The 19,709-nt window shown below is 37.6% G+C and carries 20 protein-coding genes; 3 read left to right on the top strand and 17 right to left on the bottom strand.

Annotated features, from left to right (window positions below; all coding sequences use genetic code 11):
- Nucleotides 1-5: 5 nt before the first annotated feature.
- The 6 genes from AC27FM_RS02935 to AC27FM_RS02960 all read right to left on the bottom strand — a co-directional run bounded on the left by AC27FM_RS02935 (nt 6) and on the right by AC27FM_RS02960 (nt 7,252).
- A complete protein-coding gene (locus AC27FM_RS02935) occupies nt 6-1,259 on the bottom strand; it encodes a glycosyltransferase family 2 protein (RefSeq protein ID WP_487086070.1) in 1,254 nt (417 codons plus the stop codon).
- Between the two features lie 5 nt (nt 1,260-1,264).
- Nucleotides 1,265-2,821: a hypothetical protein gene (locus AC27FM_RS02940; protein ID WP_487085834.1), complete on the bottom strand. Its 1,557-nt coding sequence runs from the start codon at nt 2,819-2,821 to the stop codon at nt 1,265-1,267.
- On the bottom strand, nt 2,811-4,307 hold the full coding sequence (wsfD, locus tag AC27FM_RS02945) for a glycan biosynthesis hexose transferase WsfD (protein WP_487085835.1): 1,497 nt from the start codon (nt 4,305-4,307) through the stop codon (nt 2,811-2,813). The genes AC27FM_RS02940 and wsfD overlap by 11 nt, the downstream gene beginning before the upstream one ends.
- 11 nt (nt 4,308-4,318) lie before the next feature.
- A complete protein-coding gene (locus AC27FM_RS02950) occupies nt 4,319-5,443 on the bottom strand; it encodes a hypothetical protein (protein ID WP_487085836.1) in 1,125 nt (374 codons plus the stop codon).
- A 117-nt stretch (nt 5,444-5,560) separates the two neighbouring features.
- The gene (locus AC27FM_RS02955) at nt 5,561-6,391 is read right to left on the bottom strand and encodes an alpha/beta hydrolase (RefSeq protein ID WP_487085837.1); all 831 of its coding nucleotides are present in this window, start codon (nt 6,389-6,391) and stop codon (nt 5,561-5,563) included.
- A gap of 486 nt (nt 6,392-6,877) precedes the next feature.
- Complete coding sequence (locus AC27FM_RS02960) at nt 6,878-7,252, bottom strand: iron chaperone (RefSeq protein WP_487085838.1); 375 nt, start codon at nt 7,250-7,252, stop codon at nt 6,878-6,880.
- Nucleotides 7,253-7,402: 150 nt separating this feature from the next.
- Between AC27FM_RS02960 and AC27FM_RS02965 the strand changes: the two genes are divergently transcribed.
- Nucleotides 7,403-8,263, top strand: coding sequence for an AraC family transcriptional regulator (locus AC27FM_RS02965; RefSeq protein WP_487085839.1), 861 nt, complete (start codon nt 7,403-7,405; stop codon nt 8,261-8,263).
- A gap of 188 nt (nt 8,264-8,451) precedes the next feature.
- Here AC27FM_RS02965 and AC27FM_RS02970 read toward each other — a convergent pair whose 3' ends face one another.
- The 6 genes from AC27FM_RS02970 to AC27FM_RS02995 all read right to left on the bottom strand — a co-directional run bounded on the left by AC27FM_RS02970 (nt 8,452) and on the right by AC27FM_RS02995 (nt 13,215).
- Nucleotides 8,452-9,357, bottom strand: coding sequence for an NADP-dependent oxidoreductase (locus tag AC27FM_RS02970; RefSeq protein ID WP_487085840.1), 906 nt, complete (start codon nt 9,355-9,357; stop codon nt 8,452-8,454).
- Between the two features lie 89 nt (nt 9,358-9,446).
- Complete coding sequence (locus tag AC27FM_RS02975) at nt 9,447-10,079, bottom strand: NUDIX hydrolase N-terminal domain-containing protein (RefSeq protein ID WP_487085841.1); 633 nt, start codon at nt 10,077-10,079, stop codon at nt 9,447-9,449.
- Between the two features lie 107 nt (nt 10,080-10,186).
- Nucleotides 10,187-11,053, bottom strand: a complete 867-nt coding sequence (locus tag AC27FM_RS02980) for a hypothetical protein (RefSeq protein ID WP_487085842.1) — start codon at nt 11,051-11,053, stop codon at nt 10,187-10,189.
- 156 nt (nt 11,054-11,209) lie between these two features.
- Entirely contained in the window at nt 11,210-11,905 is a 696-nt protein-coding gene (locus AC27FM_RS02985; RefSeq protein WP_487085843.1) for an aspartate/glutamate racemase family protein, read from the bottom strand.
- Nucleotides 11,906-11,941: 36 nt separating this feature from the next.
- The gene (locus AC27FM_RS02990) at nt 11,942-12,724 is read right to left on the bottom strand and encodes a PhzF family phenazine biosynthesis protein (RefSeq protein ID WP_487085844.1); all 783 of its coding nucleotides are present in this window, start codon (nt 12,722-12,724) and stop codon (nt 11,942-11,944) included.
- A 20-nt stretch (nt 12,725-12,744) separates the two neighbouring features.
- Entirely contained in the window at nt 12,745-13,215 is a 471-nt protein-coding gene (locus AC27FM_RS02995; RefSeq protein WP_487085845.1) for a YbaK/EbsC family protein, read from the bottom strand.
- Nucleotides 13,216-13,314: 99 nt separating this feature from the next.
- On the opposite strand from AC27FM_RS02995, the gene AC27FM_RS03000 reads away from it, so the two are divergent.
- Entirely contained in the window at nt 13,315-14,184 is an 870-nt protein-coding gene (locus AC27FM_RS03000; protein WP_487085846.1) for a LysR family transcriptional regulator, read from the top strand.
- Nucleotides 14,185-14,275: 91 nt separating this feature from the next.
- Here AC27FM_RS03000 and AC27FM_RS03005 read toward each other — a convergent pair whose 3' ends face one another.
- From AC27FM_RS03005 to AC27FM_RS03015, 3 genes are all read right to left on the bottom strand, one after another.
- Nucleotides 14,276-15,685, bottom strand: coding sequence for a C39 family peptidase (locus tag AC27FM_RS03005; RefSeq protein ID WP_487085847.1), 1,410 nt, complete (start codon nt 15,683-15,685; stop codon nt 14,276-14,278).
- Nucleotides 15,686-16,090: 405 nt separating this feature from the next.
- Nucleotides 16,091-16,366: a hypothetical protein gene (locus AC27FM_RS03010; protein WP_487085848.1), complete on the bottom strand. Its 276-nt coding sequence runs from the start codon at nt 16,364-16,366 to the stop codon at nt 16,091-16,093.
- Between the two features lie 23 nt (nt 16,367-16,389).
- Nucleotides 16,390-16,695 carry a hypothetical protein gene (locus tag AC27FM_RS03015; protein ID WP_487085849.1) on the bottom strand — a complete coding sequence of 102 codons (306 nt, stop codon included), beginning with the start codon at nt 16,693-16,695 and terminating at the stop codon, nt 16,390-16,392.
- A gap of 177 nt (nt 16,696-16,872) precedes the next feature.
- On the opposite strand from AC27FM_RS03015, the gene AC27FM_RS03020 reads away from it, so the two are divergent.
- Nucleotides 16,873-17,697 (top strand): helix-turn-helix transcriptional regulator, encoded by an 825-nt coding sequence (locus AC27FM_RS03020; RefSeq protein WP_487085850.1) that lies wholly within the window; start codon nt 16,873-16,875, stop codon nt 17,695-17,697.
- Here AC27FM_RS03020 and AC27FM_RS03025 read toward each other — a convergent pair.
- Nucleotides 17,681-18,541, bottom strand: coding sequence for an alpha/beta hydrolase fold domain-containing protein (locus AC27FM_RS03025; protein ID WP_487085851.1), 861 nt, complete (start codon nt 18,539-18,541; stop codon nt 17,681-17,683). The two genes, AC27FM_RS03020 and AC27FM_RS03025, sit on opposite strands and share 17 nt — an antisense overlap.
- Before the next feature lie 29 nt (nt 18,542-18,570).
- Nucleotides 18,571-19,596 (bottom strand): MucBP domain-containing protein, encoded by a 1,026-nt coding sequence (locus AC27FM_RS03030; protein ID WP_487085852.1) that lies wholly within the window; start codon nt 19,594-19,596, stop codon nt 18,571-18,573.
- Nucleotides 19,597-19,709 lie beyond the last annotated feature (113 nt).

Below are 19,709 nucleotides of genomic sequence, written 5' to 3' on the forward strand. Positions count from 1 at the left end.
TAAATTTATTGATACCGCTTCGTTTTATACCATTTTGCTTGTTTATGAAATACTTGTTCACGTATATACCCCACCATTCCATAGGCCGCAACAGCAAGCCACATTTGACTGTATACTACATACATAAAAATAATTAATAACAAATTACTGAAGGTCAATTCCCCTCTTTCTGTCGTTATTGTAACAAAAGTACTGATGACAAACATTATTACCGCAAATAACCACAGTGAATTACTGAAACCTTGCAGATCTGAATGTGCGATTCCAGCGACTGATAGGACAAAAACTGAATCCGATAAAATCAACGAGGTCATCAAGAGAAAATATATCGACAAAAAATACAACAGGTCGAAGCGAATCGGACGACCTTCTTTTTTGAATAACAAATGTGCATTTTTAACAACTACATAAATGTTTCCCTTGACCCACCGAGTTCGCTGATGGAACCAGACATCCAAAGTCTGTGGTTCTTGTTCCCAAGTGACCGCCTTTGGTTGGAATCGAATCCGATAACCCATCTGATAAACTCGAAAACTGATCTCTGTGTCCTCAGCCAACGCTTTGACATCCCAACCGCCGACTTTTTCGATAACACTTCGGCGAATAACATAGTTAGTTCCGGGAATCGTACATAGCTTAAACAATTGTTGTCGCCCTGCTTGCGCCATCCATTGAAACGATAAAGTTTCGATATTAATAAATCGCGTCAAAAGTGTCGCCATCTTATTACGCGTTCTAAACTTACCAATGACTGCCGCAACACCTTCATCTTGCATCAGCTCGGCTACTAGGATCCGTAAAGCTTGATGCTCTGGGGTATTATCTGCATCGTAAATAGATATGATGCTACCTTTGGCCTTGGTCAATCCAATATTCAAGGCGTTAGACTTACCTTTACCACCGGTAACACTATCCGTATTAATGACTTTTAGACGTTCATGTGAAAACTTATCTTGCAAGTTAGCCAGCAACTGTGCCGAGTTATCACTTGAATTATCGTTTATCACGATAATTTCGTACTTATCTTGAGGATAATCAAAAGACAAAAGCGATAAAACAGTCTTTACGATCACCACGCCCTCATTATGAGCTGGAACCAAAATAGAAACAAATGGGACCTCATCTGGCAATTTAGGCGCTGGTTTATTAACATTCTTCAAATACCAAGTATATCCAGCAATCGTTAAAATCAAATTAACAACTAATGTTCCCCAAATTGCAATTACTGCAATCAATAAAAATATATCTAAGACTGAAATATTTATCACTTCCTCTTATTAAAATTATTCCAGTAAATTCTTCTACCAATCAAAATGAAGATAATCAGCACGATAGTAATTACTGTAAAGAATATCGTCAAAACATTACCCTGAATATTAAAATAATTACTCAACAACGGTTTTTGTTTGATCGTCTCTTCAAATGCTTTTGAAGAATTAGCGGTTCCGGTATTCTCTTGCTTGCCATTAACAAAATAATTTCCATTTTTAAAGGAAATCGTTGACGTTCCTGTATTGATCGTAGTTGACAGATTTGACGTCAAGGGATCAAACCACTGGAATTTTAATTTTCCAACTTGTTCCTTAAAATCTACCAATTCTTTTTGAGAATGGGGTAGTGGTATCAAGACTGCTGTCGGCGTAAGAAATTTCGTAGCTGAAGTTTCTTTGACACTGTTAAGCGATGACGCCGAGATTCCTAAGAAGCTTCGAGCAACAACTTGTGAGTCGTTATCTTCATCCGCATAAGTGGCGTCTGAATTAGGTAATAACAACCAATGGTCAGCTTTCATCAAAAAATTCTTGCGTAATACTTTATCCTGATTCCAAAAACCTTGAGTACTGATCCCGATTGGATAAACAGTATGCTTCGCCAGACTAACGATATAGCTCGTCAAGTTTTGATTCAACTCGGTTCCACTATCCGCACCAGCGCCACCAACGACTGGTGACTGGATGAAGATGACACCACCACGATTCTCGACATTTCTCAGAACCGACGCAAATCTAGTAAAAGCTTTCATCTCGGTATTCTTTGCGACTGAGGTCGTACTTACTGCAAATGGAATACTATTTTGGTAACAAAATTCACTCACCTGTTCCAATATCCGCATATCGCTGACCGGCGTGACATCCGTTATCGTTAGTAATGGTTGATAACTACCGATCCGTGTGAATAATTTGGCAATCAACTCGACCGCTGTTAAATAACTCAAACCCTTGGAATTGAAATACGGTAAATATGCATTTTTTCCAACGATCGTCCCATAGCCATAACTTTTTTGATCGGCTTGTTGCGTACTGAGGGTACCGATTCGTTGCGCATCATCTGGTAAACCATCCAAAACAGTAATAGTTTCACTAAAAGGTAACATCTGACTGTTATGATTATTCTTCAAAATAAACTGTTGCTGATATAAGTCGACTGAATTGGCCTGTAAATCTGATAATTCATCCGCCGCCAAATCATATCCAATGTGCAACTTTATTCCTGTGAAGTTCTTTCTATCATTGATGAATGACTTATTATTCAACCCTACTTGACGCCAATTGACCATTGAGATGACACCCAGATACTTATCAGTAAGTTGTCCAGATCGATAATCTGACTGTGACACTGTCTTGATGCGTAGATTCATACTCGTTAAGGCTCGTTGGAGGGCGTCGATCTGTACTTGCGAATTATCGGTCGTGTTTTGAGAATCATACACTAGCATGACCAAATTATCATCAGCGGCCTCTACTTGCGTAGGAGGATTCATGATCGTAAAGAACAAAATTGACAGCAACAAGCATAGTAACTTTACAATTTTATTTTGCACGTTCAACAAACTCCTCTCTAGCTTCAGTATTCCATAGTCGATGATGCAACACATCTGATATGAACAAACAAAATATCAAATTAAAACTAACTGGGATTATGAATAAATGCTTAGCTAAATCGGCATCGCCATCACCGACGATTGAAATGATCGGGACGAATAGGATCATCGTGATCAATCCTAAAATCAAGAAAAACCGCATTACACCATGAGGTCTATTAGCGCGAAAATCCTTGTACAGACCGACACCGTAACAAAGGATCAATGCTACCGATAATAGGCATACGAATGCATATTTTGCAGGGAAAAACGTGCTCATATAGTCACTGTACAGAGTAAAATATCGAACTTGTTCACCCGGCTTGTGACCAGAATCTCGTGTATAATCACCCACCGCCTCTACTTGCGTAATCATAATATCTTTAGTCGCTAAGTCTAATAGCGATACGGCTTGCTTGGGGTTGTGGGCATAATATTTCAAGGTCCAGCCGATGCCATTCTTCGCCAAAAGATTTTGTTGAACATCCTTATTGGTAGCTTTGACCGCAGAATAAGACTTTACATAGTAATTTTCTTCACGCAACAACGCAAATTGCTCGTCAATACCCAACTTATTGATTTTTTTACTAGGATCACTAGTTTCCATCAATACTCCATGGGTGAATGCCTTATATTGATTTACATCGTTGAATTCTTTGTTGATGGCGACATAGGTGAATACTCCTGAAAAAATCAGCACTACCATCCCTATACCCACTGCAAAGCGACGAGCATTGAAATGTGGTAGAAACATCATCCCGACGGAAATAACGATAAAACTCAATGCCAACGGTGCATTCTGCGATTTATCAGTGATTACCAATATCGTACTAACAAAAAATAGTAGCATCATAGGCCAGTTCTTCTGGTAGCATCCCCTAGCCAATAACATGATTGAAGCAAAGGCATACATCATAAAGATATACATGACAGGTTCTGCAAAAAAGGAATTGAAATATAAGGTGAACGATGAATCGGTAAATATAAAGACTATCAATAGCGCTACCACGTAACTACGTAATTTACGATATGGATGCACTATTGATTTCGTTAACAAATAAATAGCGCCTAAGAATAATACATAATACAAAGCACCTAAAAATCTAATATCAAAAATTTTGGTACTATAAAACAACTTGTTGATCAAAACAGCTATTCTTATAAAAAGCGACTGCGAAGAAAAGGCGATCGTGCCGTATTCGTTAAAATATTGAAACAAGCCGAATTTGGTAATAACATACTCTAGCGCCCAAGGGTGTTTGGAAGGCAAACGATAAATTCCATTGCTAAGCATGGCTCGATAAAAATCACCATTGTCAGCGTATCCGTGAATTGGCGGCACAAAGAGAAGTGCCCCACTGATAATAGCAGCCAAAATCGTTGCTAACAGTGCAGGCGAAACATATTTACTAAATTTTTCCGCCCATAACTTTATTTTTTCTTTCACGTTTATTTTCCTTAGTATTTAGATGCTAACAAACCATACAAATTATTATATGAATACGCTTGCTTCAAATGCTTAATACCTAAAGCACCGTAAATTGAAGAATCCTTATCGGTAACTTGAGATCTCCACATTTCTTTCATCGCGGTTTGATACATTTCTTCATCGTTGGCATTCGCAAAGATAATTGCTGCTAACGCATAACTACCGCTGGATTGACCCTTACTGACCACCGTTCCATTGATAGAATAAGTATTGTACAACTTATGATTTTTCACTTGTTCTGCCAACCAGTTCAAGGTAACTTGTTTGACCTTACCAACTTCAGAGAGATGTAAAATAGTCTCCAAGGCCTCAGAAGTATTCAGATTCTTACTGCTATAACTTCCTTGGCTCCAACTATAACTGGAGGCGTAGAGTGGAAATGCATCACCCAGATATCCCTTCTGAACTAATTGTAACTGTTTCTTGTAATGCTTTTTTCCTTTAGTAGATGTAGATTCAAAATATTTCAAAGTTTTGAAATCATAATACGCTAACGAACTGTCAGTGCTAGATTTTTTGGAATTCTCATCATAAAAATCTACCAACTTTCCATTCGGGATGGAGCCAGTCGTTAACTTAGCAAATCTGCTCGCGGCTTCTTTGTGATATGTCTTGTTATCAGTTGCCTGTGCATACATTTGCAATGCTCGAATAATTCTTAGATCATCCAAGGTCGCATTGACGTTGGATTTTTTATTATTGTCTGGATCATACCGATAGCTGAATTGATCACCTTGGTCAAACGTCTTCTTCGTCTGATGATAAAATTGGCGGAATTGCTTATACTGCTTGGTATATACCAAGTACTCCAGCCACAGACCTGATGATTCCGAAAGCATTTCATGACCGGTAGCTTCATCCTCAGTGTCCTTAGTCTTGTGAAATTGCGTATAGATTCCCTTGTTGGCAACCATTTTGTCGACCACAAAACTCTCAAGTAATTTATTTTGAGAATTATAATTACCATAGTTGCTGTTATCCAAAAAATTGCTGGCACTCATTTTTGGCACACTAACTTTTACATCGCTCTTATTGCTACAACCGCCTAACAAAACAAGAGGTAGACAAAGCAATAATACAAATATTTTTTTCATAAACACACAACTTTCTGTATGATGAAATCTAAGTATAATTATATTACATAACAAATTTTAATGTGTCTTTGAGTGAAAAAAATAAGGCAAATATCCGCCTTATTAATTATCACAATATTATTTACCCCAGAGGAAGTTTCCCATTATCTTATCAACTCGCGAGTTCTCATGCAACATGCTGTGCTCGCCCATGTAGCCACTGATCTTCACCTGACGATAACTCTTATAGCGCCCACGCAGAATGTATTTTATCGAACGTGCAGAAACTGTCGAAACTCGACCATCAGTATTAGTTCCATCATCCAAATTCCCATAAAAATTCAGTACCTCAACTTGGTTGGACGGATAATTCTTACGTAATTTCAGTGCATGTCCGTAGTCAAACGTAATGTATGCCGGTCGACCGCTCTTCATAAACCAGTTGGTATTGGGCTTGTCCTTAATTCCAGCAATGCCATCGTAATGACCAGCAATGTCGACTTGTTTCATCAATTGAGGTAATTTTTTATTTTTACCGTAATTTAACATATAATACAAAAAAGTCATGTTTCCCATCGAATGAGCAACAACATTAAATTTTTTGACGCCATAGTTTTGTTTCAATTGAACCATGATCTCACGAACCCACCCACTAGTAACGTTGAAGTTAGTATTCATGTTATCTCGAAAAACCACTTGAACCGTAGGACGATATGTATTTTTATCCATCGTCCCATAAAAATGGTCGATGCCATTTCTGTCCACAACTACTAGCAGTGCTCTTGTCGCATAATTATTCCTTTGAGCATAACTGATCATGTCGTCAGTTGAGCGTGCCCCAGCACCGTGTCCGTGAATGTAGACGGTCGGAATATAGTCCGACTTTGCGGCACTAACTTTGGTAGGCATGTATAGACTGATAGTCGCCATAATTAATATTGTAATTATTATTTTTATTTGTTTTTTCACAATATCGTTCCTCACTTGCCTACATGATATTTAAATATTAATATCATTTTTCTGATTTTTCTAAGCATACGTATCCAGCTAGACAGCTCGTCATCTCTGACTGCTAAAACCAGATTTTACCATGAAAAAAATTATAGCATTATCTACAATAACATTTTTAAGTTATTATAGCCTCTCCAATAGACCTTCATAATTCATGAGGTATAAATTATAGCAATCTGTAAGCAAAAAACTAGAGAAATTACGCATACCATGGCATAGTATAGACAGATACAAAAAGTGTTTGTATCTACCCCGTATCAAATTATTATCCAAATATAAAAACTCTTTATATCGAGTTTTTAATGTTAGGGTGATGTCATGCGTAACACAAGGAGAAGATATCAGCTACCAATGTTTTTTTTGATTATTGCTTTAATTCTCCCGTTTGTAGGATTTGAACACACATTAAAACAAGCTAACAGGAAGAGAACCCGTTAGCTTGTTTTATTTTTTTCGCCAAAAAGTGTCGCAATCTTTTTTATCTTCAATATTGAACTCAATAATGCTCCGGAGTAATTCATAATCCACTTCTTGATCGAATCCAATCCTAAACATCTTACTACCGTGACTGTATCCTGATGCTTCCGCCTGTGAGACGAACAGATCCATCCACTTCTCCTCAGGTGCAACAGAAATATGCTTTTTAGCAACACTAAATCCGATAATAAACGTTCCATGATCAGTAAACATCGGTTGTTTCCACGCGAAGCGTTTGTTTAAATTAGGAAAAGTATCTTGCACCCAATCAATTATCTCAATCATTCTTGCACGGTGAGAATCATCTTCGATTGCTACTAAAAAATCTTCGAATACATCCATAATATTCTCCATTTATTAAATTTTCTTCAGTATATCAAATATACAAAACTTCGCAAATTGATATACTTGAATCCGATGAAACTTGTCTCCGATATATCAAGGTAATAAATTACTCAGCCTTTAATATTACTAAGTAAGGGAGTGTTAAAAATGCTAAAAAACTTAAACAATCTGATGGACTACCTAGAAGATCATATGACTGATGAGATTTCTTTAACCTCAACTGCCAAACAAGTGGGTATTTCTGAATATCACTTAAAAAGAACTTTTTCATTTATCGCTGGTATCTCATTATCAGAATATATCAAGAAACGCCGACTAGCCTTGGCAAATCATGATCTGATCAATCAAAAATCCGTTACTGAGGTAGCCTTCAAATATCAATATCAGTCGCTAGAGGGATTCTCACGCGCCTTTAAGGAATTCACTGGTTATTTGCCATCAGAAATCATTAAGAATCAGCAACAAATAGCATTCCCAAAACTTACTTTTTATATCAACGTTAAGGGAGGAACCACAATGGAATTCAAAATCGAAGATAAAGGCGCTTTTAACTTAGTAGGCGTGACTAAACAAGTTCCCATTCAATTTGAAGGGGTCAACGCTGAGATCGAAGCTCTTGCCAAAACCATTACCGCGGAACAACGTAAGCACATGCACCAACTAGGAGATATTTATCCTAATCAAGTTTTGAATGCTTCATATAATTACGATGAAACTTGGCAAAATGAACAAGGAACATTAACACACATGATTGGATTTGCGACGAGTCAAGAAAATACTTTTTCTGACCTCGAACAAGTTCAAATACCAAAACAAACCTGGGCCATATTTCCTAATCGGGGGAGTTTCCCCGCAGTATTACAAGACACCTGGGGTAAGATCTACTCTGAATGGTTGCCGTCATCTGACTACGAACTAGTCGATGAACCTAATATCTCATTCACTAGGTATGGCGATCAGCCCGATGATACATACAGTGAAATATGGATCGCTGTTAAGAAAAAATAAAAAAGTTGGGACTAGAATTATTTATTCTAGCTCCAACTTTTTTGATTTACATTTTATTTTTAAGGTAAGACTTTAAATAAAAAAATGCTACGATCACCAAACTGATCCGGAGTACCTGAATTATCAAATAATAACTTAAAAAAGGTATGATGAGATTTTCAATATCTGCTATCGTCATTTTCCCACCTCTAGTAACTTAGTAAGATTCTTCCTTGAGAGTGCGAATCTTTAGACATATTCTGAGCATCTTTGACATTCTTAAAATCAAAAGTTGCTTGAATATAGGCTTTTAATTCTCCTGAAGACAACATCTCTAACAATCGTTGGTAATCCTTGGGGAAAATATTGGGATGTATGAATCTAAACTTACTGGAGTTGAAGTATTCCGTCGCAATAGAAGTGAGCATCAAGTCAGGAAACAATGTATTGATCTGCTTTAACATCTCCGTATTCCCGGCTGTGTCGATCACTGTGGTGATATTAGTATGTTGTTGTAGTTGCTCGGAAAAATCAAGCGTATAATCGATGACTTCATCCGCACCTACATCCTTCAAAAAATCTACATTCGAGTTGTGCCCGATGGCAATAACTTTCGATCCTTTTAGTTTGAGCAATTGAATCAGATAAGTTCCGATTCCACCAGAAGCACCGGTTATTAATACGACGTCATCAGAAGTGATCTTGGTCTTATTGATAATCCCCATCGCTGCATCAGCACCACCAATGATCGTTACTGCCTCTGATAATTCAACATCATCCGGGACTTGAAACAATAGTGGCGGAATCCGCGAATCTATCACCGTACTAGACGACCCATTAAGAGACGCACCGATAACCCTCTTACCTAACCATTTTTTACTACGTAAATCTCCAACGTTAGACACGATCCCCGCAAATCCGTATCCAATTACGATTGGCAACTGAACTGGTCGGATACTTTGAAGCTCACCAGTTTCCGTCCGCCAATCGTACGGTAATACTGGAGTGTACTTGGTATTGACTATCACTGACAAAGGACTTATTTGTGGTCCAGCGATTTCTTTTATTTTTAAATCAGAAATCCCATTGTACGAATCTTGAATAATTGCTTGCATTTGACTTCACTCCTTTAAGGTTTAGTGAAAATATAGCAAGCATTGAACAATTGCGATAATAAGAGTTCTTATATTGGAAATACCCATAATCAGTCAAAAACCGTCTGCCAAACTGTACTGTTATGACACTCAAATGCTCTTTTTAAGTCGACAGGCAAATTACGATTCAACGACAAATTTAGTTTTAAGGCCTCATCCAAAGTAAAATATTCCGCATCATCAGTCTCGGAATTATCAACATCCGTCAATTTATTATCATCGGGTGCGCATTCAATAAAAATTTTATAAATATAACTAAGATTCTTTTTAGCATACGCGTGCTTTTGCATGTCTATAACTGCGATCACACGCTTAGGATCAACATGAATGCCAGCTTCTTCACGTGTTTCTTTAACTGCGATCTCACTAGGAGCGTATCCGATATCTGCCCAGCCACCAGGGATAGACCAAGTACCACCTAGTTTTTCATTTACTAATAAAATTTTGCCATCACTATTAAATGTCGCTGCTCGAACGTCGACTTTTGGAGTTACATATCCGTTGTCGGAATCAAAAAATACGTCTAGTTGTTTTTCGTTGGCTCCTGTATATCGAAACATCAACTTCTTGGCTACACCTTCTAGCTGGTCGTATCTTTCCATATCAAAAACATCCTTGGTATAGTGTTTGCCAGATTGTGCGATGGCCTGTAATTGTTGTATTAGTATCTCTAAACTATCCATGTCTGATCTCCCCCGATAAATTTAGTTAAAGCATAGCAAAAAAAACTAGCCTGAGGCAAATATCAAAAAAGCACCTCTGGCTAGTTTTTCATTCCGACGACGGTATTCTAGTCGCCCGGTTGATCATTATATGTCTTTTTAATTAATTGAGAAAATGGCGTTACTTGTCCGTCCATTTCCATGTTGCCGCTGTAACTAATAAAAGCAACATTGGTCGGAGCATCTGTACCGTATACCTTGAATCCACCTTGGACGGGTACTGCAACAATGTCAGTACGTCCTGCCATTGCCAATGCATGCTTGTATAATCCAACAGCTTGTTCGGAATTTTGAACCATATCAGAATTTCCTGACGAATATTGCACGGCATTTGCCTTCGGAGTTGCACCAGTATAACTGTGAGTTTGACTTGAAACTGGCACATTACTATTTGCATTAGTAGATGTTGCAGTCGCACTCGGCATAGCAGCTTGTTCACTGCCTCCCGCTTGATTAGTTGGAGTAGTTTGATTAGGTAATCCTTCCGTATCCTTTACAGATGCAAGACGATAATTCTTATTCAAATAATAATAAGAACTTTGACCTTCAAAGACACTCAAAGGAATATTTTCAAACACTTTTCCCAGTTCGGCAGATTTTCCTGACTTCACAGTAATGACACGTTTAAGATTTGAAACGACATGAAAACTAGAATCTTGTAAGTCCATGATCATGAAGCAGGTCGAATGGAAATTCACATCCCTGTGGCTATCATTTTTAATCTTCAAATCAACTGTATATCCGTTTGCATCCTCGTTAGCGATGAATTTGAATTTAACATCTTTTCTTTCTGAGTTCGGCAAATTTTGATAATTAGTAGTTTGAACTTTTTCTTCTGGCTTGGTTGATTTGGTAGTTTCACTCTTCTTAGCACCACAACCAGCCACGAATAAGAAAGCAAGTAATGCTAATAAAATCCATAATTTCTTTTTCATAATCTTACCTTCTATTGTGAATATTATTAATTCACAACTCATATTTAAGCACGGTAAGATTAGATAACAATTAATTTTCACTGAATATACAACTTGTATTTTCAGTAAAAATCATTCCGGATAAATTGAAATTTTAAAGCAATTTTATTAATTTTTTTAGTTTAGGATAAACTCTGTCGCCCGTTCGATGTGAATCTGTGCAATATCTAAAACTTTGATTGAAAAATCTGTAGGTCGAAGGATCAACGGAAGCTCTGTACAACCTAAAATAATGCCATCTAATTTATTCTGCTCAATCAACTGTTGTGCCATACTCAGTAATTCCTGCTTTGTATCTTTTTTTACTAAGCCATTTTCTAATTCATCAACAATCTTTTGATGCAGCCAAGTTTGTTCTGTCATACTAGGCAATACTATCTCGATGCCAGCATCAATAAAAGGTTGACTGAAAAACTTATTTTGCATAGTGAACTTGGTCCCAAGAAGGGCCAAACGCTTCAATTGTAAGTCTTGTGCTCGTTTTAAGGTCGCCGTTACGATACTCAGTAGTGGTAATGTGGTTTGTTGTTGAACTTGATCAAAAACGATATGCGGGGTATTGCCACACATCAATCCAAAATCAGCTCCACTCGCCTGTAATTGATTAGTTGCTTTGACAAGATAATCAACCACGGCTGAATAATTCTTCTGGTCTAATAATTCAAACATACGGTACATATTAATACTGTTAATAACGATTTCCGGAAGCTGTTTATCGGTTCCAAGAATTTGTTGCGTTTGCTTGATCACATCTAAATAATAATTAACCGTCGCTTCAGGGCCGATTCCACCAATAATGCCTAACTTTTTCATTACTATTCACCTTCGATTCAGTAATAATTGCGACCACTAAACATAGATTTCACTAGCTGAATAAAGAGCGGCATTGCCACTTAATAAAGTTCGTGAACCTTGATAATCGCAATATAATACACCTGAACGAGCCGATGCCTGATAGGCTGTTATTTTAGTTTTACCCAAGCGCTTAGCCCAATAAGGAACAATGTGACAGTGGCCACTGCCGCAGACAGGATCTTCTGGCACTGCTAACTTGGGGCCAAAAGAACGAGAGGCACAATCATAACTATCACTTGCGACCGTGGCATGCTGTAACAAACCGTCTAATTGACTCAACTGGTCCATGTTGGGAGTAAGTTGTTCAATATCAGTTCCATCTGGAAAGACACATAAAAGATCTCTACCCATGTACGCCTCTTCTGGCTGAGCACCAAAAGCAGTCGTCATTGCTTCAGTCACAGGAACTGGTTTCAAATCGTAAGAAGGAAAATTCATTTCATACAGGTCACCTTTTTTAGTTACCGTTAACTCCCCACTCTTAGTTTTGAAAGTTACTGTATCGCTATTTTCGGGAGCGGCGTATTTAAATACTAGAAAACCCGTCGCCAAAGTGGCGTGACCACATAGATCGATTTCACCACCTGGAGTGAACCAACGCAGATCATAATAGGTACTATCATGTTTGACGGCAAAAGCCGTTTCTGATAATTTATTTTCCATCGCAATATTTTGCATCAATTGATCACTTGGATATTGTGGTAAAAACAGTACCGCCGCTGGATTACCCTTAAAAACTTCATCTGTAAAAGCATCAACCACGTAACTTTTGAACATTATAAGACTCCCTTTCTCTACTAGTTCACTAACCTACCGACATCAACCCAACGCTCGGCATTAATGTATTTTTCAAGTTCTGATTGTGATAATTGAATAGCACTATTACTGTCGCCGCCACCCGGATAGAGGACTGAAAATCGTTTCAAAGAAATATCCAAAAAGATTTTTACACCCGGCTTAGTCACAAATGGGCAAACTCCGCCAGGAGCATGTCCAATGGCATCTTCAACTTGTGCACCCGGGATCATTTTCGGTCGTTGTCGAAATTCACTTTTGAACTTATGATTATCAATTTTGGTGTCTCCCGTCATCACGACTAATATTGGTTGTTCATCAATAAAAAATGATAAAGTTTTAGCAATATGAGCCGGTTGACAGTTTAAGGCTTGCGCGGCTTCTAAGACAGTCGCACTTGATTCGTTAAGCTGGATCACACGATCGTCCAGACCTAATTGATCAAAATACTTTTTGACAGTTTGAAAAGACATTTGCTCAACTCCTTGTTGTCTGTATAAGGATAATGTATAGTAAATTCCATCATTAGTAAAACAAATAATAGTAATACTAATATGAAGGGAATTAATACGATGAAACGTTTATTGGCCTTACAAAAAGTAATTGAACTACATAGTTTTTCCAAGGCCGCTTTAGAGCTAGGCTATACCCAATCGGCTGTCAGCCACATGATTGCTAGTTTAGAAGATGAATTTTCAATTAAACTACTGTATCGCTCACATTCAGGTGTAAGTCTGACCTTAGAGGGCGCTCAAATATATCCCTTGATTCAAAATACCATTCGCCAATATCAAGCAATGCAGGAAAAAGTTCAAGAAATCAAAGGACTAAGTTCTGGAACCGTCCGGATTGGAACTATTTCTAGTATTTCTGCACATTGGTTACCGTTACTAATCAAAAAATTTCAGGAAAAATATCCACAAGTCAATTTTATTTTGCACCAAGGCGACTATACGACCATTCCTGAATGGGTTCGAACTAATCAAACTGACTTCGGTTTCGTCAGTCCCGATGCCCTGCCAAATACCCAAGTTCAATTCGTTAAATCTGGATATTTAAGGGCCGTATTACCGCCAAACCATCATTTGGCTAAACAAAGTTTCGTCACCTTGGAGGACTTAGCATCTGAACCCTTCTTAGAATTAGAAGAAGGTTCATACAGCGAACCATTGGCGGCTTTTGCGGAGGCTAATCTTCAACCCAATGTTAAGTTGAAAGTTCACGATGATTATTCCATTCTCTCCATGATTGAATTAGGCCTAGGTGTGAGTATTCTACCTGAACTAGTTTTGCGAAAAACGGCGTATCAAGTGGCTATTTTGCCGATTAAACCAGAATTAACTAGAAAGATCGGTATCATCAGTCAAAAGAAAATCATGTTACCGATAGCCAGCCAATATTTTATTGATTTTATGATGGAAAATGTCGATTTACTGCCATAATAAGATAAAAAAAGACACACTCCCTCGAGTGTGCCCAAAGTCTAAAATATCTCATCAATTCGATTCATTTTAGACCCAAATTTTTTAATAATTATTGAATAGTAATAGCTGAGCCATTATATTCTTGATTGAATGTATCAAGACTTTCCCAATGAATGGCACCCATATCCCAACGATTATGTCCGCCTTGTCCAGCAGCCATTTTATTAGGATAATACAATGGATCTTGCACAGCAAAGCCTAAACTAGGACTAAATCCTACAATAACCTTACAGTGATTTCTTGGACCAACTGCATCATATGAAGAGTATCCATAATATAGGACAGCATGATTACTTTTTACTAAACTGGCGATAGTATCTGCATTAGCACCAGAAATATTAACAACCTTTGAAGAATAACGTTTACCAAACTCTGTTAATCCATTGGCATTAATTACCCATCCAAAGCCTTCACCAGTATAAACATTACCTTTTTGACCGTCAGCGTATGTTGGGTACATTGGCAAATTGTCTTGGGCATTTTTGAGCCAAGCGTATGAACCAGTATTAGCTACACCAGCATTTTGCAAAAGCATTGCCATTGCTGCAGATGCACAGCCCCAAGGAGCGAATACAGGTGCGTATTGGCTAATCCAAGGAGTGTCTAAGTAGCTGCTAGTTTTAGTAGTATCTGCTATTGTCAGATATTGTCCTGAAACCCATTCGTCAAGACCTACTTGATACCAACGTTGATTGTCTTGATCGCGGTAATTGGCTAATTGCCAAGCAGATCCATTTGGTAGATATGTTCCCGTAGTACCATTTTGTCCTGCATCACGCCAAACAGCTGCTCCATAGCCTTGTAAATAAGAGATAACTCCAATTTTATTTTCAAGTTTGACATTTTCTTGTTTAACTTCAACTGAACTTAAAGCATTATCTTTAACCCAAAAGACTGGGGAATTGTCGATATTGACTAAGTAGTAGATTTGGCCTTCTTGTTCAGCACGTGAACTTAGATGGTAACTATCCCTATAGCTAGATGTGCTGAATTCTGCATTTGAGAATCCATTATCAAGTAAATAATAAGTTTGTTGATTATTAGCTAGATAACTATTGTCATCCGCATAATACTTCACCACTTGATTTTGTGAAGCATTAGCTGGTTCAACTTTTATTACACCTTCAGATGCTGAATTATTACTATTTACTGCATCTGTGTTTGATAAATTATCATTTACTGAATTGTTATCGGTAGTTGCAGTCTGTTCAGTTTGTAAGGCATTGGATTGTCCAGAAGTATCTTGATCCACCGTTGATTCAGCAGTAGATGTTGATGCTTGACTTGCCTCAGAGATTTGTGGTGCAGTAACTGTAGATTCAGAGACTGCTGCTTGTTGAGTTATTTGCGGTTCAGCAACCTCAGCTGCTGATACTGAATTACTAGTTTGACTATTAAGAATAGCAACTGATAATAGCGTAGCTGCCACACTTGTAAATAATAATTTATGTTTAACCATACATATTTCCTCCCTATAAATATATATTAATTACTCAATTTCAAATTGAAAATTTCAAAAATATTAGTCGATTATTTTAACTGTGTGTGGAAATCCTCATCACTATTTTTTGCCTTTATTTTAATCTATACAAGTATTTTATGCCCTAAACAGGATACAGCTTTCCCCAAAGCAGTAACTAAAAAATCAACTATATAATTCAACTTGAAAGCGTTACCTCTCTTCTCCCCCTTATTATTTCTTTAATGTTATATTACCACAATAAATATAAACGTATACATGCTTATTCATTTTTTACACATATAGTCATCTGGATTGATATTCAAAAAACATCCCCTTAACTAAAAGTAGAACAAAAAATTGCCGTGAATTTGATCACGGCAATTTTTTTATTATATTCAATTATTAATATATGGCGTAGTTAACGCCTTTTGCAAGATAGCTGATCTTGTCTTCGTAATCTTTTCCTTCGTCCATTTGTCGCAAAGTTCGAGTGACTTGTGTGTCATCTTTTAATCGACCAAACAAATAGTTGAAAGAATAATTCTTGTCGAGTAGATTGTAAGTTCTCAACACTAGATTCTTCGAATAGTCATCTTTATCGATTTCTTTGTTGTTATTGATATCCGTGTATAATTCTGATAAAAGTCTCTTTGCTTCTGTATTGTCTGTCATTTTCATAAATATACACCTGCTTTTTATTTTTACTGTCCGTTAAACGTGTTATTAACTGAAGATACGGTAGTATACTTCCTATCAATAGTTTCAATTTGTTTATATAAGTTTTTCCCATCTTTAGTTAATTCAAAATCTTCGAACAATGATAGTCGACCCAAGTACGATTCCAATGAAAGTAATGTTCGATTATTAATATCATTGACATCGTCTAATTCTCTATAGACATTTAAAATAGCTTTTCCCGCAAGCTTATTACTTTCAAGCGCCATATCAAGAGTTTCGTATAACTTTGAAAGGACTAGTCTCAGTCCCTCCAAATCTTCTTGCTTCATTGGGCTTCACTCTCCGTCCCTCTAAGATTTATAGGCAATCATACAACATAGCCAAAACTATGTCTATCTATATGATACCGCTTCCACATAAATACTTAAATAGAGGTTAATACTTTCCTAAAAATATTAGATATGAGATTATTTTATTTACAACAAATTGGAATTTAGGTGGAATAGATGAATGACTTAGGTACGTTTATTAAAGAAAAACGGCAAAAGCTCGGTCTGACACAGTCGGAACTTGCTGACGGCATTTGTACGCAACCGATGATCTCTGCAATAGAAGCCCAAAAATACATTCCTAATTCGCAAATCTTAATGGCCATCTGTAAGAAGTTACAAATAAAACTAGATGATTTATATTTAGATGAAAATTACCAAATAAGCCGCTTTGATAAATTAAATAAACAGATTATATTATTGTGTAACAATCACCAATATCAACAGCTAAAGGAATTCTTGCTCCTACCTGCAACCATCCATGCGGTCGAAACCGAACGAGAAACACAAGCCTATCATTATTATCTAGGTGTCAGTTACGTACAGGCTGACGACGATCATTTCAATGCCAAGTTGAATTTCAAATTAGCCTTGTCAACGACCAATCGACATTCAAAATTATCTACCTTGGATCGACTGGCTGCTATTTCCATGTCAGCCATCCTTGCTCAGGACCAACTAAAATTGGAGTCGGAACATTACCTCAAACTAGCATTTCAAAAATTTTCAACGGCAAAATATGAGACTAATCAAATCGCACTATTTTATTTAGCGGCATATTCTGCACGGTTGCTAGATCACGACGCAGAGGCGATCACCTGGCTTATCCATGGCATCGAATTTGCTACTTCTCATGATTCGCATTACATGCTAGGTAATATGTACTACTTGCTGGCCCAATTAGTAAGTGATTCTAAATCAACGCAGGTTGGAACTTACGAGACACGCTCCAAAATATTCGCAGATTTATTTAACGAAAAAATATTTAAAACAGATGATTGACTAACCAATCTGCAACTAAATTGATCACTTCCGGTTGATACCATTCGATCGTGGCATGATCAGCACCTTCAACAATAATTTTGTCGACGGGCACGCTGTTATCCCTCAAACGTTGCTCCATCTCTTCAGCTTGGTATGGAGAAACCACCGTATCGGCATCACCGTGCATCAACAAAAATGGTGCCAGGCCTTTTTTGACGTGGTCGATCGGACTAGCGAACTTCGCGTTCTCTTCAACCTCCGTGATAGAGCACGCTGTATCCTCACCAAATGAAACTCCGTTAACTAATAAAGCCTCAGTTGAAGTAGTAGAGGCGTGAAAATCAGCGTTCAATCCCTTACCGATCGTCAATAAGTCGGAGATTCCATAGAGAGAGACCACCGCTGAAACTGTCGTATCATCAACATCTCCTGTATCAGGAATGTATTCGCGCTTTTCAGCTGTTGTACCCAAAAACTGCGCTAAATATCCACCTGCAGAATCTCCCATCACAGCGATTCGCTCAGGATCGATGCCATATTTTTTAGCATTGTTCCGCAAATATCCCAACGCATTCTTCCCATCATTTAATATATCTGGAAAGGCATTAGGTACGGCACGGTACTCTGCAGCGGCGACCACTATCCCTCGCTGAGCAATGGCCGTGCGCATCTGGATGTACTTGTGATAATTGGCAGAGGTGAATCCACCGCCCGGAAAGTACAAGACTGATGGCTTAGCATGGTCAGTCTCTGGTACTAACAATGACATTTTTAATTCACGAATCGTATCATTTTCTTTGATTTGTGAAAAAGTCACATCTCGATATTCATTTACTTTTGGTACTGTAATTTTTATTTTCAAAATTTCCCCTTCTCCTACTAAAATAAAAGTTAGTGTTTAATGAGACTGATTCCAACTAATCCTAACAATGATACTAACGAAAAACTTGCTAGTGTGATGTAGTAATCCGTATTTGAATCCAGAACGTCTCCTTGATCCGCACCTGTCTGTCCCACCGTCTGACTAGTATTGGCTTTGTTAGATTTAGTAGTTGACGTAGCTGGTTGTGACAACAAACCTGATTGTTGAAGCTGACTGTTCGTATTAGTGTCAGCTGCTGTGGAACTACTCTTTAACAAATTGGCTGAACCACTCGAACTAGTGGTTGAATCTGTGGCACTACTAGTTGTTGCTGCCTGACTAATAGGTTGGTTATTTTCAGACTGTGCATCATCGTTATCACTATTAGATGTTTCCGTCGAAGAACTAGTTGTAGTACCGGAATTAGCTGAATCCGTTACTGAATTATTATTATTTATTTGTGAGTTATTATCAATTTTGTTATAAACATAAGTCACCGTGCCACCTGTACCTGATAGCGTACCATTGGCAGGTAGGCTGTTTTCATCCATCTTTAAAAAGCTGTATCCAGCGATGTTTAATTGGTTCGTCGTATAATTCAAATAATCAGAATCAGCTGGATTATTTGAATGACTAGCTTCTGTGCTCTGCGAAATTTCATTACCATCAGTATCGACGTATTTTACTTTTACATCCCCAACGGTGACTTTACCTTGCAGCAAGATCTTGCCATTATCATCTAATTCATTAGCAAATGAATACTGAGTATTATCCTCTGGGTTCACAACGATCGACACATACCGTGAACCAACTTCTGATTGTCCCGCACTAAAGTGGGCTACGACTGGATCAGTTAGGTTGTCCCCTGTAATGTCAGGTAATTTAACTGATCCATCATACCAATAAACACTGTTACTACTGGATAATGTAGTTTTTACTTGTTCGCTCGTTGTAGTTTGTTCGTCTGCACTAGCGATCATGGGTTGTGATTCATAAACTCCGAATCCCAATGTCCACAATCCCAGCGACAGTACTGCATATTTCTTGAAATTCATAACCAAAACTCCCTCTCCGTAAAATCAGTAAAACTTACATTACAAATTAAATTGTAATAATGATATTTGAATTATTTATGAAGTTTACGGTTACATTTTTGTTACCGTTACAT

Source organism: Companilactobacillus sp. y65-5, from assembly GCF_057541095.1.